Annotated in this window: 8 protein-coding genes and 2 pseudogenes; 6 read left to right on the forward strand and 4 right to left on the reverse strand. The window is 70.2% G+C overall.

Features of this window, described 5'->3' with window-relative positions:
* Positions 1-194: 194 nt before the first annotated feature.
* From ACZ5CZ_RS21710 to ACZ5CZ_RS21720, 3 genes and pseudogenes are all read right to left on the reverse strand, one after another.
* On the reverse strand, positions 195-359 hold the full coding sequence (locus ACZ5CZ_RS21710; RefSeq protein ID WP_385848100.1) for a hypothetical protein: 165 nt from the start codon (positions 357-359) through the stop codon (positions 195-197).
* Positions 360-641, reverse strand: a pseudogene (locus ACZ5CZ_RS21715) (cytochrome P450); the annotation flags it as partial.
* Positions 642-1467: 826 nt separating this feature from the next.
* Positions 1468-1770 (reverse strand): annotated as a pseudogene (locus tag ACZ5CZ_RS21720) (recombinase family protein); the annotation flags it as partial.
* A gap of 229 nt (positions 1771-1999) precedes the next feature.
* Between ACZ5CZ_RS21720 and ACZ5CZ_RS21725 the strand changes: the two are divergent.
* The 6 genes from ACZ5CZ_RS21725 to ACZ5CZ_RS21750 all read left to right on the forward strand — a co-directional run bounded on the left by ACZ5CZ_RS21725 (position 2000) and on the right by ACZ5CZ_RS21750 (position 9814).
* On the forward strand, positions 2000-3046 hold the full coding sequence (locus ACZ5CZ_RS21725) for a LacI family DNA-binding transcriptional regulator (protein ID WP_468945097.1): 1047 nt from the start codon (positions 2000-2002) through the stop codon (positions 3044-3046).
* 743 nt (positions 3047-3789) lie between these two features.
* A complete protein-coding gene (locus tag ACZ5CZ_RS21730) occupies positions 3790-5202 on the forward strand; it encodes an APC family permease (protein ID WP_468945100.1) in 1413 nt (470 codons plus the stop codon).
* Between the two features lie 59 nt (positions 5203-5261).
* Complete coding sequence (locus ACZ5CZ_RS21735; protein WP_468945102.1) at positions 5262-6866, forward strand: N,N-dimethylformamidase beta subunit family domain-containing protein; 1605 nt, start codon at positions 5262-5264, stop codon at positions 6864-6866.
* Positions 6863-7222, forward strand: coding sequence for a cupin domain-containing protein (locus ACZ5CZ_RS21740; RefSeq protein ID WP_468945104.1), 360 nt, complete (start codon positions 6863-6865; stop codon positions 7220-7222). The genes ACZ5CZ_RS21735 and ACZ5CZ_RS21740 overlap by 4 nt, the downstream gene beginning before the upstream one ends.
* 458 nt (positions 7223-7680) lie before the next feature.
* Positions 7681-9129 carry a gamma-aminobutyraldehyde dehydrogenase gene (locus ACZ5CZ_RS21745; RefSeq protein ID WP_468945107.1) on the forward strand — a complete coding sequence of 483 codons (1449 nt, stop codon included), beginning with the start codon at positions 7681-7683 and terminating at the stop codon, positions 9127-9129.
* A gap of 454 nt (positions 9130-9583) precedes the next feature.
* Complete coding sequence (locus tag ACZ5CZ_RS21750; protein ID WP_468945110.1) at positions 9584-9814, forward strand: DUF3761 domain-containing protein; 231 nt, start codon at positions 9584-9586, stop codon at positions 9812-9814.
* A gap of 408 nt (positions 9815-10222) precedes the next feature.
* On the opposite strand, the gene ACZ5CZ_RS21755 is transcribed toward ACZ5CZ_RS21750, so the two are convergent.
* A complete protein-coding gene (locus tag ACZ5CZ_RS21755; protein ID WP_385848086.1) occupies positions 10223-11077 on the reverse strand; it encodes a hypothetical protein in 855 nt (284 codons plus the stop codon).
* Positions 11078-11135: the final 58 nt, after the last annotated feature.

Here is an 11135-nt window from a genome sequence, read left to right on the forward strand (position 1 = left end):
CAAACACGATCCTGTTTCTTTCTTCTCCCCTCCCCCCCCCCCCCCCCCCCCCCCCCCCCCCCCCCCCCCCTTCCCCCCCCCCCCCTCCCCCCCCCCCCCCCCGGAACCGGCCGGATGGGCCGCCCGGGCGGGTGGTGGCCAGAGCTGACGGGAAGTCGGCCGTGCGGGTGCTTCCACTGGGGGAGTCCACGGCGCTAGGCGAGCCGCACCGGGAGCGTGAGGGGACCACGGACGAGCAGGCCGGGCCGCCACGGCAGGGCGGCGGGGTCGGTGGCCAGGCACTGGGAGGGCAGAGCGGCGAAGAGCCGCGGCAGGGCGATGCCAGCCTCCAGGCGGGCAAGGCGTGCGCCCAGGCACACGTGGGGACCGTGTCCGAAGGCCAGGTGCGCAGGAGCTGTCCGGCTGCCCGGAGCGTAGCGGCGGGGCCGGAAAGTGTGAGGGGCGGCGAACACTCGCGGGTCGCGATTGGCTGCGGCCAGCACCACCAGGACGGAGGCGCCGGCAGGGATGACAGTCCCGCCGAGGTCCACTGGTTCCGTGGTCCTTCGCCAGGTCGCGGACTCCAGGGGGCTGGCGTGGCGCAGCGTCTCCTCGACTACGGCGCTCCAGCCGGGGTCGCCCGCGGTTCGGGCGGCGAGCAGTTCGCCGTCGTCGGGTGCCTGGGGGGGTGCTGTCGTGGGTGAGTTGGCTGAGCAGGTCGTCGCCGGGGTGACGGCGTTTGTGGGCGATGAGGTGGGTGAAGTAGCCGTGCAGGCTCTGCCAGGCGCGGGCGCCCTGGCTGGGTGGCAGGGCCGCGGCGGGTGAGCCCACCTGGTAGGTCCAGGTGCGCAGGTCGAGGCGGTCCGCTTCGGGGACGCCCAGGATGTCGCTGATCACCAGGACGGGCAGCGGGAAGGCGAAGTTGTCGACGAGGTCGGCTTCGGCGCCTTGGAGCAGCTTGGTGGTGAGGCCGCCGACCAGGGTGTCGGTGAGGTGGCAGATTCGCCGGGCGAGGGCGTCGATGCGCCGGGGTGTGAAGGCGGGCGCGGCGAGTCGGCGCAGGCGGCGGTGCTCGCCGGCGTCGGCGTTGAGCATGTGGCGCTCCAGCACGGACCGCTGCGCGGAGCGTGCCTGGGGCGGGTTTGCCGTCGACGGGGCCGCGGCTGTACGCCGGGGCGTCTCCGGAGCCGGGACGTTGGACAGCCGCGGGTCGGTGAGGACGGCGCGCACGTGGTGGTAGCCGGTCACCAGCCAGGCGTCGGTTCCGTTGGACAGGGCTACCCAGGTGGCCGGACCGAGGTCGCGCACGGCGGCGTAGAAGGCATGGGGGTTGCTGGCGAACGCGGTGCCGGCGGGGTCCAGGTGGAGCGTCACCCGGCCGTCCCCGCCAGTGCCGGCAGGACGGGCTCGGCGGTCCGCACGGGGGCGGGTTAGAGGACCGGGGGGGCACGAGCGGGTGGGTCTGTCGCCGGGCCAGACGTGGACGCGGACGCCGTGTTCCTTCAGGGCCGCCGCGATGGTGGCGGCGCGACGATCGTCGAGATCGAAGACGAACAGGCCGGGCACCAGGACGTGGCGGATCCAGCCGCGGCGTGCCGCCTCCAGCAGGGCGCGCAGGCGCGGCTTGGCGCTGCGGGAGGAGACGCCGTTGTCGCAGAAGTACGCCGGCTCGGCCATCCCGCGCCCCATCGCCCAGTCACGCAGACGGCGCTGCTGTGTATCCAGGGTCCAGAAGTCGGCCGGGTAGCAGCGCAGGTACACCGCGCAGGGAGCGGGGCCGGTGGTGTGCATGGCGCGTCCTTCGGGTGCGGTGCGGTGAAGCGGGGGTCGCGTTCCGAGGGTGAGGGGCCTCGGAGGGCGGGACGGCGGACTCCGGGATTTACTGCTGGGCTCCTCGGAGGGCCTTCCCTTCCACGGTGCACAAACGTTTAAGCGGTGTCAATAGCTGCGCCTAATCGTTTGTGCGCTAGGCTGTGTCTAACCGATTCGACAGGCAGGCAGGCAGGGAGAGGGGACAGCGGTGGGGCGACGGCCGACGCTCAAGGACGTGGCAGCCGCGTGCGGGGTCTCCGTGGGCACGGTCTCCTACGCGCTCAACGGCAAGGGCCGGGTCGACGCCGCCACCCGCGCACGGATCCGCGAGACCGCCGACCGCCTCGGGTACACGGCCAATCAGGCGGCGCGCCGCCTGAAGTCCGGCCGGAGCGCTACCTTGGGCCTGCTCATGCCGAGCCCACCGCAGACCTCCCCCGGGGAGCTGCTGTCCCTCGACTGGCATAGTCAGGTCGCCATCGCCGCCGCCGACGCCGCCTTCCGCGCCGACCACGCCCTGCTGCTACTCCCCGCCCCGAGCGACCCGGCCCAGCTGGCCAAGCTTCCGGTCGACGGGATCATCGTCATGGATCCGGAAAGCGACGACCCCCGGCTCCCGGTCCTCGCCTCGCTCGGCATTCCCCTGGTCGCCCTCGGTCAGAGCGCCGGCGGGCTCATGCCGCACTACGTCGCACCCGACCCTGTCAGCACAGTGCGGCAACTGCTGGACCACCTCGCCGACCAAGGCGCCACCCGCATCCATCTCCTGGTTCCCGATGCCGGGTGGGAGTGGACCCGGTTGTCCGTCGACGCCTACCGGCACTGGTGCGCCGAACACGGCATGACCACCGGCACCGCCCAGGTCCCCCTGTCGGGCGCCAGCACGGCGGCGGGCCTCGCCGACGCCGCCTGCCGGATCGCCCGCCGCGAGCTCACCGCCCCGGACCGACCCGACGCGATCCTCGGCCTCGGCCTGGGCTTCGGCGCCGGCACCCGGCGCGCCGCCCGCGACCTCGGCCTGCGGACTCCCGAGGACCTGCTGATCGCCCAGGACCTCGACGAACCCTCCCTCCAGGCGATCGACCCGCCGATCACGGCCGTCGAGATGTACCCGCGCCTACAGGCCAAGGCCGCCGTCGAACTGCTCCTCTCGCTCCTGCACGGCGAGCAGCCGCAATCGCCTGTCATCACCCGGGCAGACTTGCGCATCCGTGCCAGCAGCCGACGCACGCCCGCGCAGCAAGAAGCGCGATGAGCAATCCGCCCGCAGTCCCGATCCCCGCTCCGGTCCAGCGCTACGCAGGCCAAGCCGCCCTCTCGCGCCTCCCGCAGTCGGACGAGGTGTGGAGCAGGTACTGACCGGCCGCACGACCTCAATGCGGCACCGTCGGACCCCGCTCGAAGGCCACGCGCGCGCCTGCCGACCAGGCCTGGTCTGAACGCGGACAGCGAGCCTCGAGGCCGTACCGCAGTGCCGCGAGCCCCGACACCGCATCGCTGCGGAACTCTCCCCTCCCTGTCCAGCACATACCTCCGCGCACGCCGCGCCGCCCGTGAACGTTCTGGGAGCGCGCACTCGTCATCTTCCACCGCCGGCGTGCGCGCCCTCGTTGGCGGAGGGCCGCACGGCCTTGAGCCCAGGGTCGGCCAGGGGTCATCACGGTGATCAAGATCTCGCCCTTCGCCTGGAGCGGCTTTCAGGCGACGGACTGGGACGCCCCGAGAACGGTGCACAAACGATTAGGCAGCAGTCTATTGACGTTGCTTAAACGTTTGTGCATTGTGGAGGGACAGGCACTTTCGGCATGCCGCCCCGGCCCGGGGCCGCCCGCGCCTGATGCTCGCCCGGGAGAGCCCAGTTGTGCTTCCTGGACCCCTTTTCGCGCCTCGACAGGGAGAACAGCGTGAATCCTCCGAACCTGCCCCCCCGGGCCCTCCGTCCCACCGGGCCCCGCCGGCCGCCACCGCGACACCGCGTTGCGCGCGGACGCGGTCGGCGTGCGGGACCTGGTGTTCTTCGTCCTGTCGGCCGCGGCCCCGCTGACGGTGATGGCCGGGTTCTCCGCGCTGGCGTTCCTGCTGGGCGGGGTCGCCGCCCCTGCCGGGTATCTGATCGCAGGCGCGGTGTTCGCCCTGTTCGCCGTGGGGTTCACAGCCATGAGCAGACACATGCGCAACAGCGGCGCGTTCTACGCCTACATCAGCCGCGGCCTGGGCCCCATCGCGGGCGCGGGGTCGGCGCTGGTCGCCTACCTCGCCTACGCGCTCGGGCAGATCGGGTTCGGGGCGGTGGCGGGGCTGTTCGCGGCCGACATGCTGCGGGTTCTGGCCGGTGTCACCGTGCCCTGGCAGGTGTGCGCGGTCGCGCTGACTGTGCTGATCGCGTTGTTGTCCTACCTGAAGGTCGACATCGGGGCGCGGGTCCTGGCCCTGCTGCTCATCGCCGAGATCGAGGTGCTGCTGGTCCTGGCGGTCGCCGTGCTGACCCAGGGCGGCCACGAGGGCCTGACCGCGCAGAGCTTCAATCCCTCCCGCCTGATGACTCCTGGTGTCGCCGGCCTGTTCGTGATCACGTTCGTGGTCTACATCGGCTTCGAGCAGACTGCGATCTACAGCGAGGAGGCCCGCGACGCGCGCCGGACCGTCCCGCGCGCCACCTATCTCGCGGTCGGCATCCTGGCCGTGCTCTATACCTTCGTCTCCTGGATCATCCTGGTGGCCGCCGGCCCGCACCGCATGGCCGTGCTGCTGGCCCAGGCCCCGGCCGATCTGGTGTTCAACCTCAACACCGAGTACGTCGGCGGGACAATGACCTCTGTCATGCGGCTGCTCATCGTGACCAGCTTCCTCGCCGGAGTCCTCGCACTGCAGAACGCCGGCTGCCGCTACCTGTTCTCACTGGGCCGCGACGGCATCCTGCCCGCCGCCTTCGCCCGCATCAACCCGCGCACCCTGACCCCCAGCGTCGCCGGCCTCGTCCACACGGGGCTGGTGGTGGCCGCGGTCACCGGCTTCGGCCTTACCTCACTCGACCCCTACACCCAGATCGTGGTGTGGACCAACACCCCGACCCTGGTGGGCGTCCTGCTCCTGGAGATCGCCACCAGCATCGCGGTCATCCGCTATTTGGGACGGCTGCGCTCCGGTGAGTCGCTGTGGCAGCGCCTGGTGGCGCCGGCCCTAGCCGCCGTCCTGCTCACCTCCGTCGCCGTGCTGGTCATCTCGAAGATGTCCCTGCTCACCGGCCTCACCACAGCCGGTGGCAACGCCCTGGTCCTCAACCCGCTGATGGGCGGCCTGATCGCCGGCTGCGTCCGCGCGCTGTGGCTGCGCGCCCACCGCCCGGACGTCTACCGCCGGCTGGACACTCCTGGCACGGAGCCCGATGCCGGTCCGCTCGCGCCCGCGTAGCACACACGTGCCCTGCGGCCCCGTCCGATCCCAGACCGCCCCAACCGCAAGAGGACCCGATGACCACCGCACCCCGAGCCGCCTGGTCGATCCCCGGCTGGCAGCCCGAACGGCCGCTGAACAACCCGGCCGTCAGGGAGATCTGGTGCTACACCGACCGCTTCTCCTACGACCCCGGCCAGGAGGTGGCCCTGCACGTCCACACCACCGCCGACCACTACGACCTGCGCGTCGTGCGCGACGGCGCCGAACCGAGGACCGTCCTGCACCTCAAGGACCTGCCCGGGAAGGCGCACCCCACCCCCGCCGACGCCTACGCGGTCGGCTGCGGCTGGCCCGTCGCGCTCACGATCCCGGTCGACCCCGCCTGGGCCTCGGGCTTCTACCTCGTCATCGTCGGCATCACTGACGAGCACGGCCGCCGCCACGAACGCGAGCACTTTTTCATCGTCCGCGCCCCGCAACCGAGCGCCCGCACCGCACTGGTCCTCACCACCAGCACCATGCTCGCCTACAACGACTGGGGCGGCGCCAACGCCTACCGCGGCCTCGCCGGCGACGACCCGTACACCGACACCCCCACCCCCCGCCAGTCCGCGCTGCGCCCGATCGCCCGCGGCATGCTCCGCAAGCCCGAAGGCGCACCCCGCAACCGCCACACCGACCGACCGCCCATCGGTTGGCAGCCGCGCCATCAGGCCTACGAGTGGGCCTACGCCAACGGCTACTCCCGACACCACGCCGACGCCCTGTGGGCCACCTACGAGCGGCCCTTCGTCATGTGGGCCGAGCAGCACGGCCACCGACTCGACTACCTCACCCAGCACGATCTGCACTTCGAGCCCGAGCGGCTGGACGGCTTCGACTGCCTCGTCATCGTCGGCCACGACGAGTACTGGACCCGCCCGATGCGCGACGCCGTCGACGCCTTCGTGGACCGCGGCGGCAACATGGCCCGCTTCGGCGGCAACTACATCTGGCAGGTCCGCCTGGAGGACGACGGCACAACCCAGGTCTGCTACAAGATCCCCGGTGTCGACCCGGTCAGCGCCACCGACCCGCAGCTGGACACCACTGCCTGGGACCACCCCAAGCTCGACCGCCCCGGCGCGGCCACCATGGGCCTGACCGGCCTTGGCGGCGTCTACGCTCGCTACGGCTCGGCCACCCCCCGCTCCAGCGGCGGCTACACCGTCTACCGCCCCGACCACTGGGCCTTCGAGGGCACCGACCTCTACTACGGCGACGTGTTCGGCGACGGCGACGCCTGCATCGTCTCCTTCGAGGTCGACGGCGTCGACTACACCTTCCGCAAGGGCCTGCCCTACCCCACCGGCGAGGACGGCGCCCCCGACAACCTGGAAATCCTCGCCATGGCGCCCGCCGTGGCCGGCGAGATCGACCGCTGGGGCGGCCAGGTCCCCCTCGGCGCCTCCGAAACCGAGGCGAGACTCCTGCTGGAAGCCATGTACGACGGCAACCCTCCGGAGTTCCGCCGCGACGCCCGCTACGGCGCCGCGATGATCGGCGTCTTCACACGCGGCGCCGGCACCGTCTTCAACGGCGGCACCTGCGAATGGGTCAGTGGCCTCCTCCACCGCGACCCCTTCACCGAACGCATCACCCACAACGTCCTGAACCGCTTCCAGAAGGAGAGCCGATGACCACCATCGACACCGTCACCACCATCGAACTCGGCGCCGGCGACCCCGTCCGACCCCAGTGGCCCGAGGGCACGGCCTCACCCGAGTGGACCGAGACCGAATGGCGCGCCTTCGCCAGCAGCACCGGCACCCTCTTCGGCGGCAGCTGGGAAGGCGAACCCGGCGAGCTGCTCCTCGACCCCTACCCTTACGACGAGATCTGTGTCATGGTCTCCGGCCGCGTCGCCCTCACCGACCTCCGCGGCGGCCGCAAGGAATTCGGCGCCGGCGAGGTGTTCCACGTCCCCAAGGGCTTTCGCGGCACCTGGACCACCCTCGAACCCTCCAAGAAGTTCTTCTTCGCCACCGCCCACTGATTCGTCGTATCCGGCGCAGCCACGAGCCCTTCCCTGGAGCGCCGGAACCAGTTGAGGGCAGCGCCGCTCACCCCCACCACCGCACGGCACATGCGATACCCCGCGAAACGCTGCAGTCCTGCGCAGCCTGGCCGGCATCAACCTCTTCGGCATGGACGTGACCGCCTCCGCCTACCACCACGCCGAGATCACCTCCGTCGCCTACGACCTGGTCAGCCTTCTCCCACTGGACAAAAGAGGCTGCGCCAGGAACTGCCCCCAGGCCAGAGACGACCGCCCCACCCGTCCGCCCACCCACCGAAGCCACTGGAGCGCCGGTGCCAGGCCGGCGAAGATCACAGCCATCGAGGAGACCATGCGCGAGCGCGGACCATCGTGCTCAGACGCAGCGACGACGGGCGCCCACTCGCCGTCCACGAACACCTGTCCACCACCAGCGCGTGAGAGCTGAGGAAACCGTGACCCCCGTGCTTCGCACACTGCACAACTACGTCAACGGGGAGCCCGTAGACGCGGCCGACGGCCGCACGCTTGACATCGTCGACCCCACGACCGGCGAGGTGTACGCGACATCGCCGCTGTCCCGCGCCGCCGACGCGGAGGCGGCCATGGCCTCGGCCGACGCCGCCTTCCTGGTCTGGCGCGACGCCACCCCCAGCACCCGGCAGAAGCTGCTCCTGAAGATCGCCGACGCGGTCGAGGCGCGCGCCGACGAGATCATCGACGCCGAGGTGCGCAACACTGGCAAGCCCCGCGCGTTGACCATGTCCGAGGAGATCGGCCCGACGGTCAACCAGATCCGCTTCTTCGCCGGCGCCGCCCGCCTGCTGGAGGGCAAGGCCGCGGGCGAGTACATGGACGGGTTGACGTCGATCATCCGCCGTGAGCCGGTCGGTGTCTGCGCCCAGGTCGCGCCGTGGAACTACCCGATGATGATGGCCGTGTGGAAGTTCGCACCGGCCATCGCCGCGGGCAACACCGTGGTGCTGAAGCCCTCGGACACCACCCCGGCCTCCACCGTGCTGCTGGCCGAGATCATCGGCGGCATCCTCAAGGACATGGCGCTGCCGGCCGGCGTCTTCAACGTCATCTGCGGCGACCGCGAAACCGGCCGCCTGATGGTCGAGCACCACACGCCGGCGATGGCCTCCATCACCGGCTCCGTCCGGGCCGGCATCCAGGTCGCCGAGTCCGCCTCCAAGGACGTCAAACGCGTCCACCTGGAGCTGGGCGGCAAGGCCCCAGTCGTGGTCTTCGAGGACGCCGATATAGCCGAGACCGTTGAGAACATCGTCCTCGCCGGCTTCTTCAACGCCGGCCAGGACTGCACCGCCGCCACCCGCGTACTGGTGCACGAGTCCATCCACGACGCCTTCGTCGAGGCCCTCGCCAAGGCCGCGGCCGACACCAAGACCGGTGGCGTGGACGACGAAGACGTGCTCTACGGCCCGCTGAACAACGCCAACCAACTGCAGCAGGTCACCGGCTTCATCGAACGGCTGCCGGCCCACGCCAAGGTCGAGGCCGGCGGCCACCGGGTCGGCGACAAGGGCTACTTCTACGCCCCGACCGTCGTCTCCGGCCTCAGGCAGGAGGACGAGATCGTCCAGAACGAGGTCTTCGGCCCCGTCATCACCGTTCAGAAGTTCACCGACGAGACCCAGGCCGTCGACTACGCCAACGGCGTCGGGTTCGCCCTCGCCTCCTCGGTGTGGACCAAGGACCACTCCCGCGCCATGCGGATGTCGCGCCGCCTGGACTTCGGCTGCGTCTGGATCAACACCCACACGGCCCTCGCCGCCGAGATGCCGCACGGCGGCTGGAAGCTGTCCGGCTACGGCAAGGACCTCTCCTCGTACGGCTTCGAGGACTACACCCGGATCAAACACGTCATGACCGCCATCTGACGTCCAGTCCACACATTGAGGTATCAGGGAAGGTCGCCCACCTCCACTCACCGGGGCAGCAAGGAACCGCCCCCTCCCGGCGGCCGCAGCCCCGAAAGACATCCGTGCCGGCGCACCGCACCAGGCGCGCGCCAGAGATGGCGGGCTCCACCACGTGCCCCCTTGACCACGGTCCGATCGGCGGCTGGTGGCGCGGCGAACGTCGGTGGCCCCGGAGCGGGTGGCGCCGGACTGGAGAGCAGGACCGGCCAGAGGTCCTGGCAGCATGAGCCGACGTCGCCCGGGTCCGGCAGGGACGCCTTTCCTCCCCAAGTTTCATGTCGTACCCCCTTCGCGGTGCGCAACCGTTTAAGCCCAAACACACCCATACGCGGTTGAAGGCTGGAGAGAGTCCCCCAGTATTCGCTCGACTTCACGGGGGTCCCTTTTGCGCGCTCGCCTTGCCGCCTCAGCCATGGCCATCGCCGTCGCGGGCGTCTTCTTCAGCTCACCCACCGCGTCCGCAGCGACGCTGCCGGCCACCAACACCGCCCACCACACCACCGGCGTATGCGGATGGACACACGGCAAGAAGCCCAGCAACAAGTACGAGACCGCAAAGTGCAAGGACGCCTCGCTCTCGCACTCACGCCATTCCCAGGGCACCTGCTCCCACCACCACGGCGTCCGCTACTGGTTGAAGTAACCCCCAGCACTACCGGCAGGATGGGGAGGCCCTGCCCACGCGACCACTCCGGCCACCCCACAGGAAACCCCCGTGCATCCGTGTTGGCGCGCGGCGTGTGAGGGCAGCCGTGTTTTCGGAACCCTCGCCCCACGCGAGCAGACGCGGGCAGAGAAGCCATGTTGAACAGAGGGCCTCGGAACGGAATGTGAACAGCCACAAACCCTCTTCTCGGGTCAACCCCCGAAGGAATTCGAGCGTTGCCCACTTAGCCCTAGCCGCCCAGCGGATGCGAATGCGTCGGCGCCCACCAGCATCTGGTCCGGGGGGGGGGCCGACGCGGTCAGCTCGCCATCATGGCCTGGAGGTCGCTGAGCGACAGCTCGTCACCCCGCTGTCCGGCCCGGAGGCCGACGGGCCGTGCGAATCTTACGAAAGCACATCGACGTAGTCGCCGGCCGACGTGGAGGCGGCAGTGGTGGTGCTGGTCGCGAAGGAGAAGCGGTAGTAGCCGTCGGCCGTGGCCTTGGTGGTGGTCTTGAGCGCGCCGCCGGCGCCGCTGGTCACCGACTTCAGGGTGGTGTAGGTGCTGCTGTTCTTCTTGCGGTACTGCAGCAGCACCTTCTGCCCCGTGTAGCCGGTGTACGTGCCGTGGTTCCAGTCGGCACGTCTCAGCTTGCCGTCGACCGTGATGGTCCTGCCCTTCTTCACCGGCTCGGGGGTGGCGTCGAGGGTGAGTTGGGACGCCTTCTTGATCCTGGTGGTGGCCACATCGTCGTCGTAGCTGGCGTTCGCGTAGAGGTCGTAGCCGCCGAGGAACAGCTTCCACGTCCCGGCGCTGCCGTTGTTCTTCAGGTCGGACGCTGCGTTGATGTGGAAGACGGCCTTGCAGCTGTAGACGCCGGTCCGGGTCGTCGACTCGGTGCAGGCAGGGTCGTCGTCGGTGCCCAGGGAACCGGTGATCGTGTCGGCGCTGGAGCTGTCGGTGCCTTGCCAGAGGAAGGCTTGTGTGAGCGCAACACCGCTTGAACTGGTTGCGGTGTATGTGACGGTGACGGTCTTCTTGGTGGTCACGCCCAGGTCGATGTCTTTGCCGCCGTTGATGACGGCTTTGGAGAAGGTCATGCTGCCCAGCTTGGTATCGGGGTGAACGGTCGACGCGGTGAAGGCGCCGAGGCTCGCACGCGCACCCGGACGCTCCGCTGCCTGGGCGGCTGACGGGAGCGCGAGCGCGGACACCATGATGACGCTGGAGGCGATGGTGGCTGTGGCACGTATACGCATAGCAATCCTCTGTTGTCGAAGATGGCTCGCCGACGCTGGTTGAGAGTCGTGCGGTCAT

Source organism: Streptomyces sp. NPDC031418 (assembly GCF_055581605.1).

Coding starts and splice junctions, on each gene's coding strand:
- ACZ5CZ_RS21735 (WP_468945102.1), top strand. CDS start 5,262: ATGACCACCGCACCCCGAGCCGCCTGGTCGATCCCCGGCTGGCAGCCC.
- ACZ5CZ_RS21740 (WP_468945104.1), top strand. CDS start 6,863: ATGACCACCATCGACACCGTCACCACCATCGAACTCGGCGCCGGCGAC.
- ACZ5CZ_RS21750 (WP_468945110.1), top strand. CDS start 9,584: ATGGCCATCGCCGTCGCGGGCGTCTTCTTCAGCTCACCCACCGCGTCC.
- ACZ5CZ_RS21755 (WP_385848086.1), bottom strand. CDS start 11,077: ATGCGTATACGTGCCACAGCCACCATCGCCTCCAGCGTCATCATGGTG.